This window comes from Nocardiopsis rhodophaea (assembly GCF_039530945.1).
Classification (GTDB): domain Bacteria; phylum Actinomycetota; class Actinomycetes; order Streptosporangiales; family Streptosporangiaceae; genus Nocardiopsis_C; species Nocardiopsis_C rhodophaea.
This window is the reverse complement of sequence record NZ_BAAAPC010000008.1, coordinates 106,978-123,043: the sequence shown is the minus strand read 5'-3', so window position 1 is coordinate 123,043 and position 16,066 is coordinate 106,978. Positions and strand designations below refer to the sequence as shown.

At 70.6% G+C, this 16,066-nt stretch carries 15 protein-coding genes and 2 pseudogenes; 3 read left to right on the top strand and 14 right to left on the bottom strand.

What is annotated here, in order from left to right:
* Window positions 1-114: 114 nt before the first annotated feature.
* The 8 genes and pseudogenes from ABD259_RS11025 to ABD259_RS10990 all read right to left on the bottom strand — a co-directional run.
* Window positions 115-873 (bottom strand): annotated as a pseudogene (locus tag ABD259_RS11025) (lysylphosphatidylglycerol synthase transmembrane domain-containing protein); the annotation flags it as partial.
* A 185-nt stretch (window positions 874-1,058) separates the two neighbouring features.
* Window positions 1,059-1,943, bottom strand: a complete 885-nt coding sequence (locus tag ABD259_RS11020; RefSeq protein WP_344109071.1) for a class I SAM-dependent methyltransferase — start codon at window positions 1,941-1,943, stop codon at window positions 1,059-1,061.
* The gene (locus tag ABD259_RS11015; protein ID WP_344109069.1) at window positions 1,940-3,049 is read right to left on the bottom strand and encodes a glycosyltransferase family 4 protein; all 1,110 of its coding nucleotides are present in this window, start codon (window positions 3,047-3,049) and stop codon (window positions 1,940-1,942) included. Before ABD259_RS11015 ends, ABD259_RS11020 begins: the two co-directional genes overlap by 4 nt.
* Window positions 3,046-3,444, bottom strand: a complete 399-nt coding sequence (locus tag ABD259_RS11010; protein WP_344109067.1) for a 6-pyruvoyl trahydropterin synthase family protein — start codon at window positions 3,442-3,444, stop codon at window positions 3,046-3,048. Before ABD259_RS11010 ends, ABD259_RS11015 begins: the two co-directional genes overlap by 4 nt.
* A gap of 90 nt (window positions 3,445-3,534) precedes the next feature.
* Window positions 3,535-4,509: a zinc-dependent alcohol dehydrogenase gene (locus ABD259_RS11005; protein WP_344109064.1), complete on the bottom strand. Its 975-nt coding sequence runs from the start codon at window positions 4,507-4,509 to the stop codon at window positions 3,535-3,537.
* Window positions 4,509-5,303 carry a CDP-alcohol phosphatidyltransferase family protein gene (locus ABD259_RS11000; protein WP_344161953.1) on the bottom strand — a complete coding sequence of 265 codons (795 nt, stop codon included), beginning with the start codon at window positions 5,301-5,303 and terminating at the stop codon, window positions 4,509-4,511. The genes ABD259_RS11005 and ABD259_RS11000 overlap by 1 nt, the downstream gene beginning before the upstream one ends.
* Window positions 5,290-6,105 carry an inositol monophosphatase family protein gene (locus tag ABD259_RS10995; protein ID WP_344161950.1) on the bottom strand — a complete coding sequence of 272 codons (816 nt, stop codon included), beginning with the start codon at window positions 6,103-6,105 and terminating at the stop codon, window positions 5,290-5,292. Before ABD259_RS10995 ends, ABD259_RS11000 begins: the two co-directional genes overlap by 14 nt.
* Window positions 6,098-6,778 (bottom strand): GTP cyclohydrolase II, encoded by a 681-nt coding sequence (locus ABD259_RS10990; protein ID WP_344161947.1) that lies wholly within the window; start codon window positions 6,776-6,778, stop codon window positions 6,098-6,100. Before ABD259_RS10990 ends, ABD259_RS10995 begins: the two co-directional genes overlap by 8 nt.
* A 193-nt stretch (window positions 6,779-6,971) precedes the next feature.
* On the opposite strand from ABD259_RS10990, the gene ABD259_RS10985 reads away from it, so the two are divergent.
* On the top strand, window positions 6,972-7,823 hold the full coding sequence (locus ABD259_RS10985; RefSeq protein WP_344161944.1) for a TetR/AcrR family transcriptional regulator: 852 nt from the start codon (window positions 6,972-6,974) through the stop codon (window positions 7,821-7,823).
* Window positions 7,824-7,963: 140 nt separating this feature from the next.
* Here ABD259_RS10985 and ABD259_RS10980 read toward each other — a convergent pair whose 3' ends face one another.
* The 4 genes from ABD259_RS10980 to ABD259_RS10965 form a co-directional block, all read right to left on the bottom strand.
* Window positions 7,964-8,785, bottom strand: coding sequence for a lipase family protein (locus ABD259_RS10980; RefSeq protein WP_344109053.1), 822 nt, complete (start codon window positions 8,783-8,785; stop codon window positions 7,964-7,966).
* A 141-nt stretch (window positions 8,786-8,926) separates the two neighbouring features.
* Entirely contained in the window at window positions 8,927-9,586 is a 660-nt protein-coding gene (locus tag ABD259_RS10975; protein ID WP_344161941.1) for an isochorismatase family protein, read from the bottom strand.
* A 112-nt stretch (window positions 9,587-9,698) separates the two neighbouring features.
* Window positions 9,699-11,120, bottom strand: a complete 1,422-nt coding sequence (locus ABD259_RS10970) for an MFS transporter (RefSeq protein ID WP_344161937.1) — start codon at window positions 11,118-11,120, stop codon at window positions 9,699-9,701.
* Between the two features lie 17 nt (window positions 11,121-11,137).
* Entirely contained in the window at window positions 11,138-11,584 is a 447-nt protein-coding gene (locus ABD259_RS10965; protein ID WP_344161934.1) for a MarR family winged helix-turn-helix transcriptional regulator, read from the bottom strand.
* A gap of 260 nt (window positions 11,585-11,844) precedes the next feature.
* On the opposite strand from ABD259_RS10965, the gene ABD259_RS10960 reads away from it, so the two are divergent.
* Window positions 11,845-12,789, top strand: a complete 945-nt coding sequence (locus tag ABD259_RS10960; protein WP_344161931.1) for an MFS transporter — start codon at window positions 11,845-11,847, stop codon at window positions 12,787-12,789.
* A gap of 127 nt (window positions 12,790-12,916) precedes the next feature.
* A pseudogene (locus ABD259_RS25840) lies at window positions 12,917-13,159 on the top strand (hypothetical protein); the annotation flags it as partial.
* Between the two features lie 136 nt (window positions 13,160-13,295).
* Here ABD259_RS25840 and ABD259_RS10955 read toward each other — a convergent pair.
* Both ABD259_RS10955 and eccD read right to left on the bottom strand, forming a co-directional pair.
* On the bottom strand, window positions 13,296-13,997 hold the full coding sequence (locus tag ABD259_RS10955) for a class I SAM-dependent methyltransferase (protein WP_344161928.1): 702 nt from the start codon (window positions 13,995-13,997) through the stop codon (window positions 13,296-13,298).
* A 639-nt stretch (window positions 13,998-14,636) separates the two neighbouring features.
* The gene (eccD, locus tag ABD259_RS10950; protein ID WP_344109191.1) at window positions 14,637-15,974 is read right to left on the bottom strand and encodes a type VII secretion integral membrane protein EccD; all 1,338 of its coding nucleotides are present in this window, start codon (window positions 15,972-15,974) and stop codon (window positions 14,637-14,639) included.
* Window positions 15,975-16,066 lie beyond the last annotated feature (92 nt).

Here is a 16,066-nt window from a genome sequence, read left to right as displayed (position 1 = left end):
AGAAGGGCAGTTGCCACGGCGGGTGACCAGGACCGCGACACCGGGCAGGCTCGCTGCGAGGGCGAGGATCCCGTAGGCGACGGCCGTGGCCAGGCCCAGTTCGGCTCCCAGCCCCGCCGCACCGAACGCGGTCGCCGTCACGGCCTCGCGCGGCCCCCAGCCCGCGGCGTTCAAGGGGACCGCCATCGCGAGCAGCGCGAGGATGGCGGGTGGCGCCAGCTCCGGCATGGTCGCTGTGACGCCGACAGTCCGCGCGGCGAGCAGGAAGAGGGCCATGTGCCCGATGAGCACTGCTGTTGACAGGAAAAGGACACCCGGGCCCGTGCCACGCGTGAACAGGGCAGCGCGGGCGTCCGCCAGGAGGAGCCGCACCGAGCGCAGCCAGCGTGGAACGCCCTTGCCCCACAGCACCCACACGGCGAGGAGCGCCGTGGCGCCCGCGACGAGCGGTAGCACCCAGGAGAGCCGCCCCGGGGCGAGTGCGGTGCCCCAGGCGGGCGCGCCGAGCAGTAGGGCGAACCCCGCTCCGACGAGGACCGCCTGCCCCGCCGCCCGCTCCAGGAGAACCGCGCGAACGCCCTGGCCGATGTCGCCGGACGACCGCCCGTGATCCACAGCCCTGTGGACGTCGCCGAGGACCCCGGTCGGAAGTATCGCGTTGAGGAGCAGGGCCCGGTAGTAGTCGGCGACGGCCCGCCCCATGCGCAGCCGCATCCCCAAGGCGCGGGCCACGAGCCGCCAGCGCCACGCGCTCAGTGCGGTCGTCGCCGCTCCGATCACGAGCGCGGCAGCTGCCGCGGCCGCGAATTCCGTGCCGCCCACGGAGCCGAGCACCCCCGCCAGGGCATGGGTGTCGAGCCGCCATACGAGCACGGCCAGCAGCGCCACGGCGGCAAGCACCCGCGCCCATGGCCAGAAGACCCCCTTGACGGTGGCGTCTCGCAATGGCCTCCGCCTCGACCGCAGTTGCCCCCGCACGACCTTTCGCCTCCCTCTGCCGCCGTGCGCCGATCCACCGGACACGACTCCGAGCGAGGAGGATCTCCACCCATCATCGGTCAGGACCGCTCCTCGTGCCCACCCACCGTCGTTGACCCGTCCGGGAGAACGAGGAGGTCGACATGGTGGACCTCGGCTCGCAGGCGGCCGGACGCGCACTCACCCAGCCTCCACTCCACATACGTACGCGCCCCCGTGGAGAGTTCAGGACGGTGCTCGACAGCGGCGGCGACCCACCCCTCCAGCCACTGCCGCATCAACTGGCGCTGGTCCGGCCCGAGCCGCCACGGGCTCGATCGCGCGTGCACCCGCGCGCCGCGCCGCCGGAAGGCCTGGGCGGCCGCGTCGGGCGCGTCCGGGCCGAGCAGGCGGCGGCCCTGCACTTCCCGCCGCTGGTGCTCGTTGAACGCGGCGGCGATCTCGGCGTCACGTGGGTGACCGGGGGCCAGAATGACGCGGCCGGCGACCGACAGGGTCAGCAGGACGGGGCACCCGACCGCGGTGCACGCGTCGACCAGGCCGTCGAGTTCTCCCACGGTGAGCAGGTCAAGCAGTGCCGACGCGGTCACCAGGTCGGCGCCCCGGAGGTCGGCCGCATCCAAGACGGTCAGGTCGGTCAGGCGGGTTCGCACGGTAACGGGGGCGCCGTCCGCTGCCGATGCGGGCGGGGCGCCGGAAGCACGCTTCAGCAGGTCCGGATCGTGGTCGTGGAGGACCCAGTGGTGGGGACCGTCCAGACGCGGCGCGAGCCAACGGGCCATCGAACCGGTGCCGCTCCCGAGGTCATGGACGACCAGCTCACTGCCGGGATCTCGCCCTGCTCTCGCCGCGGCGAGATGCGCGCGGAGGGGGACCAGCAGTCCGGCGTCGCGCGCGTCGGCGTCGGCTCCCTCCCGCAGGGCCAACCAGTCGGCCTCGAAGCGTGGTGATCCGGGTCGTGTCAACGGGTGTCCTCCCTGAGGGCGTCGGCGTTGTTCCGCTCGGCCATGCGGTCAAGGACAGCGGCCATGTCGCGTGCCGCCGCCTCCCACGAACGCAACCCGGCCCTGCGCCTCCGCGCCGCCCCACGCAGCCGATCGCGCAGCGCCCCGTCCGTGAGCCAGTGCCGTAGCGCCCTCGCCAGTGCCTCGACGTCACCGGGCGGGACCAGCAGACCCGGGACCGCGCCCTCGGGCGCCCGCCCCAGGGTGTCCGGCAGGGCCCCCGCCGTACTCGCGAGCACGGGCAGCCCGCGTGCCAGCGCCTCGGCCGCGGCCATCCCGAAGGTCTCCGCGCGCGACGGCATCAGGAGGAGATCGGCGCTCTCGTAGGCACCCGCCAACGCGTCGCCGGACAGCGGCCCGGCGAAGTGGACCCTGTCGTGCAGGCCCAGCCCTCCAACAAGGCGGCGGACACGCCTGGTGAACTCGGCTTCCGCCGGTACCGGTCCCGCGCACACGCACTCCCAATGAAGGTCGGTGTTGGCCGCGAGCGCCCGGATCAGAAGGTCGTGTCCTTTGCGCGGCGTCACCGACGCGACGGAAAGGAGCCGACTTCCAGTGTCGGTTCCGGGCACGAGCGGCGCGGGGTCGGTGCCCGGCTCCACGGTGAACACGCGGGTCGCGTCCAGGACGTGGCGCTCCACCAGGCCGCGCGCCGCCCACAGGCTCGTCGCGATGACGGCGCGCGCGGCGCGCAGCGTTTGCCGCTCCGCGGCGTCCAGCTCGGCGGCGCGCTCAGCACTCAGGCCGGTTTCGTCGGCCAATGGCAGGTGCACCAGCACCGCCAGGCGCAGCCGACGCGCTTCGGGGACGACAATGTGCGGCACACCGCAGGCCACGAGCCCGTCCATGAGCACGACGGCGCCGTCCGGCAGAGCGCCAAGTGCCCGCTCCAGCCGCCCCCGGGCATCGGCCTCGGGTTCCGGCCACGTGCCGGGGACCATCACCTCGCGGACCGGCCGCCCCCTGCGTGCGAGTTCCCGCGTGAGTCGCCGGTCGAAGATGTTGCCGCCGCTGGGCGTGGCGGGGTCGTCGACGCCGCCGGGCAGGACGAAGGCCGGTGCCGTCACAGCGCGCGTTCGTAACTCGCCCAGGCGATATGCGACTCGTGCAGGGTCACGATGAGCCCGGTCAGCCCGCGGGCCTGCTCCCCTAGTGCGCCCTGTGCCACCCGCTCGGCGATGCGGTCGGCGATGACCTTGGCCAGGAACTCCGTCGAGGTGTTGACCCCGGCGAACTCCGGTTCCTCGTCGAGGTTGCGGTAGTTCAGGTCGGCGACGACCGAGTTGAGTTCCCGGGTGGCCCGCCCGATGTCGACCACGATCCCGTCGTCGTCGAGTTCGGGGCGCCGGAAGGAGGCGTCGACGATGAATGTCGCCCCGTGGAGGGACTGGGCCGGCCCGAAGACCTCGCCGCGGAAGCTGTGCGCCACCATGAGGTGGTCGCGGACGGTGACGCTGAACACAACAAGGGCTCCTTCTACCTGGGGGACGTGGGATGGCCAGGGGGACGTGGGTCCGATGCCGGCACTGGCCCCGCCGACGGGACGCGGACCCTAGCCGTAGGCGATGCGGTGACACAGGGCCGGGATCCGGCCGTCGGCCAGGCGCGGCATGACGTCGGGCAGTTGCTCAAAGGGGCTCTCCCCCGTGATCAGGCCGTCGAAGGCGGGGTCGGTGAGCAGCCGCAGCGACAGGGCGAGGCGGTCGGACAGCGATCGGCGGCGGCTGCGCGCTGGAGAGACCACGCCCACCTGGCTCGCGCGGATCGCCAGGCGCCGCGAATGGAAGGATGCGCCCAACGGGATGCTGACCTCGCGGTCGCCGTACCAACTGAGCTCGATGACCTGGCCTTCGTCTCCGAGGACGTCCAGTGATTTGGCGAGTCCCGGCTCCGTGGCGCTGGCATGGAACACCAGGTCGCACTGGCCCGCGGCTTCTTCCGGGTGGGCGAAGGCGACGCCGAGCCGCTCGGCGACGGCGGCACGCGCGGGGTCGGTGTCGACGAGCTGTACGCGGGCCCCCGGGATGGCGGCGAGCAGGCGCGCGACACAGCATCCCACCATTCCCGCGCCAATGACGGCGACCCGGTCACCGATCCGCGGACCGGCATCCCACAGCGCGTTCACCGCTGTCTCGACCGTGCCCGCCAGCACGGCCCGCTCGGCCGGGACGCCCTCCGGGAGTGCCACGACCGCCTCGGCCGGGACGGCGAACCGGGTCTGGTGCGGGTAGAGGCTGAAGACATCGCGGCCGACGAGCTCGGGCGGGCCGTGCTCGACGGTGCCCACGTTCAGGTACCCGTATTTGACCGGCCCCGGGAGGCTGCCCTCCTGGAAGGGCGCCCGCATGGCCTCGCGCTGGCTCTCGGGCACGCCGCCACGGAACACCAGCGACTCGGTGCCGCGACTGACCCCGGTGTAGCGCGTGCGGACGACCACCTCGCCGGATGCGGGCTCCGGCACGGGGACCGACCGGATCTCCCCGACGCCCGGCGACCGCAGCCAGAAGGCGCGCGCGGTGTCCTCCATCAGCCCTCCCTGTTCGTGTCTGGTCCGGTCCGTACCCGCGCTGACCTGGTTCTCCACAGCCACCCCACGTCACGGCCGAAGGACCACACGAGGAGCGCCAGCGCCCCCGCCACCACGGCGGTCGCCACGGAGTGCGGCACCAGGTCGGCGGCGGCCGCGATGAGGGCGCCCGCCTGCGCGACCGCCACCGCCTTGCGGGCGGTGCTGGGCGGCAGATCGCCGCGCAGCCATGGCGCTAGCGCGGCCGCCGCCGCGAACGCGTAGCGCATCGCGCCAATCGCCACCACCCACGCACCGAGGTGGACGGCGACGTGCGCGGAGAGCACCAGGATGAGAAAGGCGTCGACTTCCATGTCGAAGCGCGCGCCCAGCCGACTCGTCGTACCGGTGCGGCGTGCGACCAGCCCGTCCACCCCGTCGAGTGCCAGTGCCGCCGCGGCGAGGACGACCAGGGCCCCGAGCACGGCCCCCTCCAGCGGCCGACCCGTGACCTCGTCGGCGACGAGGGCCGTCACCCCGCCGACGAGCACGGCGCGGGCCAGCGTCACTCGGTCGGCCGGACGCATCCCCCGGTGTCCATCCCGGTAGAGGGCGCGTGTGAGCAGCCCCCCGAGGACCACCGCGTAGGCCGATCCGGCGATCCAGCCCAAAGATCCCAGTCCCGTGGCGGCGGTCAGCAGGGCCAAGAGGAGCAGCTGAGCGGCGGCACCGGCAGCGGGGCCCGCGGCGGTGGCCGCGGCTCGGGGCCGCCCACTCGCGGGCATCCGGCCGGCGTGGGCGTCACTCGGCCCCATACGCGCGCTCCACCTCCGCCATGAGCTGGTCGCGGAGTCCGGGTGCGACGGCGATGGTCGCCGCGGAGTCCACCGAGTGGGGGCTGCCATCGCGGTCGAGGACCGCCCCACCCGCCTCCCTGACCAGGAGGACCCCGGCCGCCGTGTCCCAGGGCCGGTTCGCCAGGATGACCGCGGCGTCGAGCTTGCCGTGCGCGGTCCAGGCGAGGTCGATCGCGGCCGTACCGAGCATGCGGATCCGCCGCACCCGGGCGCCCAGACGGCCCAGCAGGTCGAGGCGCACCCTGTTCTTGGCGTCGGCGCCCTCCCCCACGGCGAAGTCGCCGACGGAGACCACCGCGTGGGAGATGGCGCTTTGACCGGAGGCACGGATGCGCTCCCCATCGCAGAAGGCGCCCGCCCCCTCGGTTGCGGTGTAGGCGGTGTCCAGGAAGGGCAGGTCGATCGCTGCCACCACTGCCCGCCGCTCCCACACCAGGCCGAGGGAGACGGCGCACAGCGGAATTCCGCACGCGAGGTTGGCGGTGCCGTCGACGGGGTCGAGCACCCACCATGGCTCCCCGTCCGCCCCGCCGGTACGCCCGTGTTCCTCCCCCAGGACACCGGTCTTCGGGGTTTCGCGCGCCAGAAACGCGCGGACCGTGTCCTCGACGGCAAGGTCGACGTCGGTCACGATGTCGCGCTCGCCTTTCTCGGCGACCGTTCTGGGGGCGTGCTTTCGCACGATTCCGCGGGCGATCGCCGTGGCTTCTCGGGCGACGGGCAGCAGGTCGGCGAAGGCAGCGCCGCCAACATCAGCCATGTCCGCTGTCCTCCTGGCCGCGGGCGCCGCTGTCGCATAGCGACGCGCTCGACACCTCCTCGACCTGCGGGAGGTCGTGCCCGAGCCGGTCCCGCTTGGCGGTGAGGTAGGCGATGTTGCCGTTGTGCGCGGGGGCGAGGAGCGGTACCTGCTCGGACACCCGGATCCCATACCCTTCCAGGGCACCGATCTTGTCGGGGTTGTTCGACAGCAGCCGGACCGAGGCGACCCCGAGGTAGTGCAGCACCCGTGCGGCCGGACCGTAGTCGCGGACATCGACCGGCAAGCCGAGGGACGTGGCCGAATCGATGGTGTCGAGCCCCTGCTCGTCTTGGAGGATGTGCGTGCGCACCTTGGCGACCAGCCCGATCCCGCGCCCTTCGTGGCCACGCAGGTACACCAGGATCCCGCTGCCTTCCCGCACGATCGCGTCCAGCGCCGACGTGAGCTGCTCGCCGCACTCGCAGCGCGTCGCACCGAAGATGTCACCCGTCATGCATTCGGAATGCGCCCGGACCAGCACGTCCTCACGGTCGACGACCTCCCCCAGTACCAGGGCCATGTGTTCATGGCCGTCAAACGGATCGCGGAAAGCGACGGCTCTGAACGTGCCGCGCCGTGTGGTCAGGTCGGACTCGGCGACATCGGTGAGATCGGTGTCCTGATCGGGCATCTTCCCCCCTGAGGTGTGGGATGGCCGCGTGCGCCCTTCAGGGCGTGGCCGCGGCCTGGCCGGGGACCGTTCACTTGTTACACGGTTCGTAGCACTCAGCCGTTCGCTTGTTCCGCGATCCGTCACGCTGAGTAGACTGTGATCCTGGTACTCAAAATTTGAGACATCATATGCCAAGCGCAGAAGGTGCAGCATGAGCGGGGACTCCCGAGCCGCCACGGGCCTCACGCGGCGGAGGCGCCGACTCAGCGACCAGGAGACCGAGCGGCGCATGCTCCAGGCCGCGATGGACCAGGTCAGCAGTGCAGGGCTGACGGTCAGCCTGGAGCACATCAGCTTCGAAGACGTGATCCGCGATGCGGGCGTGTCACGCAGCGCGGTTTACCGCCGCTGGCCGTACAAGGATCTGTTCTTCAGTGACCTGCTGAAAGAACTCGCGCGCGGCACCAGCCCGGGCATCGTCGAGGAGAACCCGGAGGCGCGCCGCGCGGTCGACCAGACCATTCTCGACCGCCTGGACTGGTTGAAGACCCCGTCACTGCGCATCGCCCTCGCGGCCGAGATCCTGCGGCAGGGTGCCCCCGCCGAACTCCAGACCTTCCTTCGCTCGCCGGAATGGCGCACCTACCTCGCGCTGCACGCGACCTTCCTGAGCCTTCCCGAAGGCGAGCTCCGCGCCGAGGTCCAGGCATCCCTCGCCGAGTCGGAGCGCAACGTCACCGCCGGTCTCGCCTCCGCGTACGAACGCGTGGCGTCCCTGCTCGGCCTGCGCCTCCGTCCGACGCTGGGCACCGGATTCGAAGCGCTGGCGACACTCGCGAACGCCATGGTGCGCGGGGTGGTGGTGATGGCACCGGCGACCCCCGCCCTGTCCGAAGAGACGATCCGTGCCGACCTGTTCGGCGCCCCTGACCCGGCCGACTGGACGCTTCCCGGGCTGGCGCTCGGCGCCCTCGCCGCGGCCTTCCTCGAAGCCGATCCCGACGTCGAGGTCGACGACGACCGCGTCGCGGAGATCCGGCGGGCCCTCACGCGCGAGGACTGAGCCGCCACGGGCCCCGCCACGCCTCCACTCGGCGCCGGTGAGCGGGACGTGTCCAGCGGGCATGGCGCACGCCCGCCCGTGCCCCATCCGGGTGGGTACGGGTCCGGCACGGGCGGGCGGCGAGTGGTGTTACTCGGCGGTCAGCCCATCGCCTTTTCCAGGTTGGCGATGTAGCGGTTGATGCCGTGGTCGCCGATCGCGTCCGTGCCCAGGGCCATCGGGTCGACCGTCTGGCCCTGGGCCTTCTCGGTCAGGCCGCCCAGCAGCGACATCTTCTTCTCCCGCAGCCGGCCGTCGGCGTCGAAGTACTTCTCCTCGTCGACATGGTGGTAGACCGGCTCAGGCGGGAGCTGGGGGACGATGTCGCTGTTGTTGACGAAGCGGAACATGCGGCCCTTGAACTCCCGGTCGAAAGCTCTGGCCATCAGCGGGTCGCACGTGCGCGGCTGGCCGAAGGTGTAGACGCCGTCCGCCAGCAGCCGGGAATCCCCGAAGCGCATCCGGGCCGCGGCCAGCATGGCCAGCGCACCGCCCAGGCTGTGGCCGGTGATACAGATCGACTGGCCGTTGCCGCGCATCTCCGATACCGCGTTGAGGACCTGCGGATACACCGCGTCCAGGGCATTGTTGAAGCCCATGTGCACCATGCCCTTGCCGTTCGGGTCGGGGGCCAGGAGCCCCTCGGCGTCGGCGAGCCAGTCGCGCAACCGCGACGGTTCGGTGCCGCGGAAGGCGACGACGACCACCTTGGCGTTGCCGGCGACATAGGCCTGGGTGTCGTCCAGCGGAAACGGTTGCTCGAACTCCTCCCGGAAGAACCGGCACTCGGGCATCCCCCACACGGCCGCCGTGGTCGTGATCTTCTCTTCGTCGTGGTAAGCGAGCTCCGATGCCTGCGCGAGTCCGTGCGCGGTGCGCAGCGAGTACCCCGTGATCGTCTGCTCGAAGACAGGTGTGGTCATGCGTCAACCCCCAAGGCGCGACTGTTACCCTACGCATCCACTTGTTTCCTTAGAGTAAGGATCTAACACTGTCCGTCCCTGTTTGGGGAAAGCTTGAACCCACTCGAACGACGCATAGAGGCCAGATGGCCAGGAACCTCTCTACTGGTGCTCGGGCACGCCAGGGGTCGCCCTCGCCTGCCCGTCGCCGAACGGGCCACCGGTCTCGGTCAGGCCCGCATCCGGATCGCTGTGGAGAGCCTTGAGCACGGCGTCGGTCGTGTCGACGCGGGCGATCATCGGCAGGATTTGCTGGATGGCGAAGTCCTGGTGCTCGGCCGAGAACGTGCTCGTGGCGTCTTCGGCGACGACGATGTCGTAGCCGAGCTCGTAGGCGAATCTGGCGGTGGATTCGACCGCCAGGTTGGTGGCCACGCCGGTGAGGACGAGCTCTTCGATACCGCGGCGGCGCATCTGCAGGTCGAGTTCGGTCCCGGTGAAGGCGCCCCACTGCCGCTTGGTGATCAGCAGGTCGCCGGGCTCCGGCGCGAGTTCCGGGGCGAGCCGTTCAAACTCGGGGTCCAAAGAGGGCGAGTTGGGCGACACGTCGGCGTTGGGCCGCAGTGCGGCCGCGCCGTCGGGGCCGTGGGCGACGTTGACGAGGACGACAGGCAGCCCGGCAGCGCGGAACGCCGTCGCCAGACGCGCACTGTTGCCGACGACCCGTTCGGCGGGGTGCGGCTGGAGCGGCAGAGAGACGATGCCCTGCTGAACGTCCAGGACGACGAGGGCGCAGCGGGGGTTGAGGTCGGTCACGGGCATGGAAGGTTCCTTTCCGGGTGAGAGGGCTCGGGCGCGCTGGCGCGCGCCGAGGTGTGCGGGGCGGAGCCCGTGGCGGTCCGGGGGCAGGGAACCGCCAGGGACGTGATCGGGATCAGCCGTCCGACGCAGCGTCGCGCGCGTGTCGGGACAGGACCGAGCTGACCAGCAGCCCGAGGCTGATTGCCGTGATCGCGGCGCCCAGAAGATGGAGACCGGAGTCGTCCGCCGAGCCGCCGAAGGTCACGCCGACGAGGGCGGCGGCGAGGTTCGCGCCGATGTACTGCGACGTGCGGAAGAGGCCTGAGGCGATGCCCATCTGGTCGTGCGGGGCGGTCCGGTAGAGCAGGGTCTGGTTTCCGAGGTTGTTGAAGCCGGTCGGGAGTCCGAGAACGGCGGCGATGAGGACGATCACCCACAGGGGTGCGGCGCTTCCCGTAACGATCAGCGCCGCGCTGCCGACGCACAGCGCGATGGAGCCGGTGACGAGCACGGTGCGCAGACCCCTGCGGCGCGTGAGCCGGGTGGCCCACATGGTGGTGAGGAAGCCCAGCGCCGCGACGGGCAGCATGACCAGCCCGGACTGGGCCTCGGAGAGCCCGCGGCCCAGCTGTAGCCACTGCGGCAGCGCGTAGGTGATGGCGTAGAAGACCACGTACGTCGCGGCGCAGCGCACGTAGGTGCCGGTCAGCCCGAGGTTGCCGGTGAGCATGCGCAAGTCCAGGAAGGGCCGTTCGCGGCGCAGCTCCCACAGCACCAGGGCGACCAGCAGCACGGCGAAGCAGGCCAGCGCCCACCAGCGGGGGTGCTCTTCTGACAGGGAGAGCAGGAACGCCATCAGGCCGGTGAGCTGGCCGACGAACAGCGCCATGCCGAGCAGGTCGAGTTCCCTGAGCAGGTTTCCGACGCCGGGCCGACGGTCCGGCGTGTCCGCGGGGAGCCAGATCAGGGCCATGACGAGCGAGGTCAGCGTGATCGGGACGTTGATCCAGAAGATGGCGCTCCAGTCGGCGAACTGGACGAGCACACCACCGAGCGGCGGCCCCAGAGCGACCGCGACCTGGGACGCCGCCGAGATCGCGCCCAGCCCGCCGATCGGGGCGGCCCCAGGGGTGCTGTGCGCGGCGGACCAGGCCCGGATCATGGACATCCCGGCGGGGTAGGCGGCGGAGGTGCCCACCCCGAGCAGCACCCGGGTGGCGATGAGCCAGCCGAGCCCCGGGGCGAAGGGGGCGGCGACCGCCGCGACCAGGACCAGGACCAAGCCGACACAGAACACCGGACGGGCGCCGAGCGTATCGGCGAGCCGGCCCATGGTGGGCTGCGCCACGGCGGTGGCCAGGTAGAGGCCGGAGACGAGCCAGATGACGGCGGGTCCGGCGTCGAAGGCGCGCTGGATGTCCAGCAGGGCCACCGCGATCATCGAAGAGTTCAGCGCGTTGAGCAGCGTGCCGAGCACGATGGGCAGCAGTACGAGGAGGGGAATGCGCGTCGTGCCGGGGACGTCCTGCGCTGATTCGAGGGGTGTTCTCGGCACAGCGTCCTCTCGGTTGGCTATGTCTGCGACAGCATGTCCAGCAGTCGGTTCGCGGTGGCAAGCACCTCCCGCTCGACCGGTGTCAGCCGCGCGGCCATGGTCGTCGCCAGCCACTCGTCCCGCAGCCTCCGGTCGGACTCCACCAGGGCACGGCCTTCATCGGTGATCTCGACGATCACCTGTCGGCCGTCACGGGGGTGTGCCTCACGGGTGATGAGACCGCGCTCCTCCAGACCGGCGAGGGCGCGGGTGAGGGACTGCGGCTGAACCCGCTCGTGGTCGGCCAGCTCCTTCGGGCTGAGTCCGCCGCCACGCTCCAACCTGCTCAGGATGGAGACGCTCGTCATGCCAAGGGTGTCTGCTGGGCGCTCCTGCCGCATGCGCCGGGCCAGCCGGGACACGCTGTCGCGGGTCTGCCGGGCCAGGGCGATGGGCAGGTCGGCCTCTGTCGTCTTCTCGGTCATGTGCGAAGCTTAGCTTAATATTTTAGCTAGAGTGTTCGCCACGCGCACACGGTACTCATGCAGTACACTCCGAAACCCACCAACGTATACTGGTCAGCCGCAACTTCCGCAGAGAGATTCCCAGATTGCAGTTCTCCACGGAACCAGCCGACCGCCCGATTTTACTTCGCTAAGATTATAAAATAATGGGGGTGCCCCTCGTCGGCGACCTGGGCCCTAACGTCCCGTCAACCCGCTCGCCGACCGTGAAACCGGACAGGGTGAACGCCGCTTGGGGGATCGACGCCGAGCACGCAGCCCGGCGCCACCTGAGCAGCTTTTCGCCGCCCCTGGCCAGGATCCAGGGCTGCCGCCGGACCGGATCGATCTCAGGGGCGACGACAGTCGCCCTCGCGGGCATGGGGCTGTTCGGGGTCGCCTCGTTGCTGCATGGCCTCGCCCCAGGAACCTCCACGCTGGTCGGTGCCCGCGCCCTTGAGGGCCTTGCCGCCGCCCTGCTGTTGCCCAGCACCTTGGCCGTATTGAACAGAACGTTTCCCGAACGCGCGGAACAGGCCCGTGCCTTGGGCGTGTGGGCGGGCATCTCGGCACTCGCCCTACCGGCGGGCCCCCTGCTCGGAGGCGTCCTCGTCACCGCTGCCGGGTGGCCGGCGGTCTTCCTGATCACCCTGTATCTGCAAGGAGTGCAGCATTACGGCCCCCTGACCGCCGGAACCATGCTGCTGCCACTGTTCATCCCCCTTGCCATATGCGCACCACTGACCGGCCGTCTCGCCGCGCGTTACGGCCCCCGTCCCCCGATGCTCGGCGGCCTGCTCCTCGGTGCTTTCGGAGCCGCATGCCTCCCAATGATCGGTCCGAACAGCTCCTATCTCGTGCTCGTTCCTGTGCTGCTCGGCATCGGGCTGGGTATGGGTCTTCTGACCCCCTCGGTAGTGGCGGCGGCCCTCCAGGCCGGTCCATCGGAGCGACCGGGTCTGTCTTCCGGCGTGAACAACACCGCCCGACAGGCCGCGGGCGCCCTGGGCATCGCCGTGTTTGGCGCCATGGTCCGCGAGCCGTCAGCTCCCGCGGGGTTCACGTCCGGACTCCACCTGGTCGGCATGCTGTCCGTCACCCTGTGGTTGATCGCAGCAGTTCTCACTCTGCTGACCGTGCCGCGTCTCGCTAAGCCGCGGGATCGAAAGCAAACTCACGCCGAGTGAGCGATTCCGGTGCAGGTCGAGTCGCGACAGCCTAGTGGCGTTGGGAAGGAGCGCGGCACCATGTCGTCATCCGATGGGCTCTGGACGGTGAGCGACTTTCACACGAAAGCGCGCGAGGTACCTCCCATCAGGGGTCTTCGACTACAACGACGCCAGCGCAGGCCAGGAACGCACCGTGTGGGCCAATGGAACCGCCTTCCACGACTGGTGGTTTGTCGGTACCGTCCTCGACGATGTCTCACAGACCACAGCAGCGGCCACTGTCCTGGATCACGGGGGTGGCTCCCGTTCCCCTGGCGCCGACAGCCATGCGGATGTCGGTGTGTGGTCTCAGGACGTGCTCGGCCGTTCGTTCTCTGGGGACGGTTGACCGCCGGACGGAGTGAACATCGGTGAGCCAAAGGCCGGGACTGTGGGGGCGGGCGCCTGCCCTACGTGGCTCGCGGGCGCGATGGGCTGCGACACCCCCAGTTCCCTCCGCCCTCGGTACCGCCCCCATCACAGGTCTATGCCGGGAGGTGGAAGTAGATCATCGGGTTGTCCGTGCCGGTGCGCACTGGTTCGTCTAAGCCGAGGTCGCGCTTGAGGGCGTGGATCGCGCGGTACGTCTCGGGGGCCTTGGCCTTGGAGGGGGTGAAGTAGGGCGTCTCCTTGTTTGCCAGCCACTTGAGTACAGCCCGCCCCTCGGTGAAGGGCAGGGCGAAGCTCTGGTGGAAGACGTCGTGCACGCTCACCGGGGTCCCGGCGGCGACGCGGGGGAAGAGGTGGTCGATGTACCAGCGGGCGAAGCGGCCGTTGTGTGCGGCGTCCACGAACAGGTACTCAATGCCGTCGGGGACCACGTCAACGTGCTGACGGATGTCGCCCTTGTGGAACGTCCAGCGGTCGGCCGACAGCTCGGCGGGGACGTTGGAGACGACGTTGTCCACGATGTCGTAGGAGTGCAAGTGCCCGGTGCCGTTGTCGCGGAGCGCGGAGAGGATCCAGCTGGTGGACCACCCGTGGAAGGTGCCCAGCTCCATGACCGTCGCGGGGCGGTGCTCGCGCAGGAGCAGGTAGGTGATCTCCGCTTCGAGGTCGTCGAGCTGCGGTGTCATCTTCCCCCGCATGTCGCGGCAGAAGGCCCGTTGCTGGTCGCGCACCTTGGCTAGCGGTTCGGCGTACTTCCGGTACAGCTCACCGAGCAGGTCGAGATCGATCCGCTTCATCGGCCCCCCAATTCACGAGTGTTCCTCCGACCGGCCGGGCACCGGTCCCGGCGGCCGCCCCTCGGTGCCGCGTACCGCGACAGCTGCCGGACAAACCCGGCCGCCTCGATATTATCGCTCCGCTCACACTATTCGCCTTCCGGCGCCGCGGTGAGGGTAAGCAGCACACGTCCGCCGTTTCTGCGATCGAATCCGCTCGACATTTCACCGAGTTCCCATCCCTACCCGGTACCCCCTGCCCCGTGCTCCCGGGACGGATACGGCTCCCACCAGACGCCCCCGAGTCCATCGCCCCTCACCGGCAGCCCGCGCCACCGGGACTTCTTTCGCATGCTCACACGGAAGGAGGAGGCGGCGGCTCGCGCACCCTTGTCCCCTTTCCCCCCGATCCGTCGGAAGGAACGGAAATTGGACCGCCGTACCGAAACGGATCGAGAATGAACGCCCTCGGCTTTTTATCCAAGCACGGCGCATCCACATTTCCCGCGATCGCGGCGGATCGACGAAAAGGGGCGCTGGTAACTCGCCGCGCGGCGGCGTCGGCCGACCTCGTCGAGGCGGTGTCGGATGTCACGACGGGAGGTGGTGCAGCGCCCAGCAGCCTCGCGAATTCCGCGCAGCGCCACCCGCCCTCGGTACCTAAGCCGTGAGCGAGGCGATCAGGTCGAACAGTCCCATGGCCCAGGCGGTGGTGGCGCACAGGGCCACGATCACGGCGACCTCGACCCCGTTGATGACGCGGCGCAGGGAGGCGCGCGGGACATCCGCCAAGCGGATCCAGCTGAGGACGGACACCGCGACACCGAGCGCCAGCGCGATGGCCGGGATCCACGGGCCCAGGGCCGGAACCAGCCTGCTGGAGGCCATGAGGGTGATCCCGAGGCCCACCACCCCGCCGACGCGCAGCGGGAGGACGTGGCCGATCCGGTCGAAGAGCCGGGAGCGCAGGACCAGCAGGAGCGACAGCAGCGCCGCGAGCAGGACGTCGGGAAAGCCCCGGCCCATGAACACCAGGAGCGGCACGGCGGCGACCGCGCTGGCGGCGAAACCCACAACCGCGCCGAGCAGCAGGCGGTCGCTGCTGGTCAGGCTCTCCTCGAAACGCTCACTGTCGACCTGGCCGGAGTGGCGGACCTCGTAGTCGAGGCTCGACAGCCCGCCCATCGCCAGGGCGATGCGGGGCAGGGCGCCAACACCCAGGACGAGGAGGACCGCCAGCGCACGCACCCCCTGGGCCCCGTCGACGAACATGCCGACCGCGCTGATCACGCCACCGGCGACGGTGACCACGGCTAGCGCCGCCACATAGGACAGGCCCAGCTCGTCGATCATCCAGCCGATACCGGCGATGAGGAGGGCACCCACGCTGCCGAACGCGGCGAGGACCAGGACGTCAGCGTTCGGGCTCACCACGTGCACGGCGAACATGCCGGTGGCGGCGCCCCAGGCGCACGCCGTCCCGAAGAGCACGTGGCCGACTCCGGCCATAGAGCGGCGGGTCGCGAACATGACGAGGGCGAGCGCGTAGAGCGCGCCGATACCGGCGATCGCCAAGTTGCCGGGGCTGGACCGGACGTAGGTCATGACGCCCAGCACGATCAGGGGGCCGATGGCGGCCAGCAGCATCCCGAAAGCGAAGGTCGCGGAGGAGCCCCAGAAGCGGGCGGTCTCGTCGATCTCGTCCTCGACGGCGCCGCGCACGTCGTCGATGTGGGCCGGGCGGCCACGTGCGCTGACCCGTTCGAGGAGCAGGACGTCGCCGTCGCCGATGCCCGCGTTCTCCAGGGAGGCCTCGGGGTGGACGGGCTCGCCGTCGCTGGTGGTCAGCGTCCATCCGGCGGGTTCGGTGCCCTCGGTGTCGGGAGAGACCACCCGGATCACCTGCGGAAGGAGGGTGGCCACCGGAACCGTCCCCGGAAGGGCGAGGTCGGCCCAGCGCTGCGGCCCGGTGACCGTCACCCGGCAGTATCCACTCACGTCCGTCGTTTTCCCTCGTGATGGTGGTGGTTCGCGTGCGTTTGCGGAGGTTCCCGCCCCTGGAGTCCAATTAGGCGATTCCACCTGGTTGC

Bases quoted from the DNA above. Each gene is read 5' to 3' on its own strand.
- ABD259_RS11005 (WP_344109064.1), bottom strand. From the start codon at position 4,509: ATGGAGGACACCGCGCGCGCCTTCTGGCTGCGGTCGCCGGGCGTCGGG.
- ABD259_RS11000 (WP_344161953.1), bottom strand. From the start codon at position 5,303: ATGGGGCCGAGTGACGCCCACGCCGGCCGGATGCCCGCGAGTGGGCGG.
- ABD259_RS10995 (WP_344161950.1), bottom strand. From the start codon at position 6,105: ATGGCTGATGTTGGCGGCGCTGCCTTCGCCGACCTGCTGCCCGTCGCC.
- ABD259_RS10990 (WP_344161947.1), bottom strand. From the start codon at position 6,778: ATGCCCGATCAGGACACCGATCTCACCGATGTCGCCGAGTCCGACCTG.
- ABD259_RS10985 (WP_344161944.1), top strand. From the start codon at position 6,972: ATGAGCGGGGACTCCCGAGCCGCCACGGGCCTCACGCGGCGGAGGCGC.
- ABD259_RS10980 (WP_344109053.1), bottom strand. From the start codon at position 8,785: ATGACCACACCTGTCTTCGAGCAGACGATCACGGGGTACTCGCTGCGC.
- ABD259_RS10975 (WP_344161941.1), bottom strand. From the start codon at position 9,586: ATGCCCGTGACCGACCTCAACCCCCGCTGCGCCCTCGTCGTCCTGGAC.
- ABD259_RS10965 (WP_344161934.1), bottom strand. From the start codon at position 11,584: ATGACCGAGAAGACGACAGAGGCCGACCTGCCCATCGCCCTGGCCCGG.
- ABD259_RS10955 (WP_344161928.1), bottom strand. From the start codon at position 13,997: ATGAAGCGGATCGATCTCGACCTGCTCGGTGAGCTGTACCGGAAGTAC.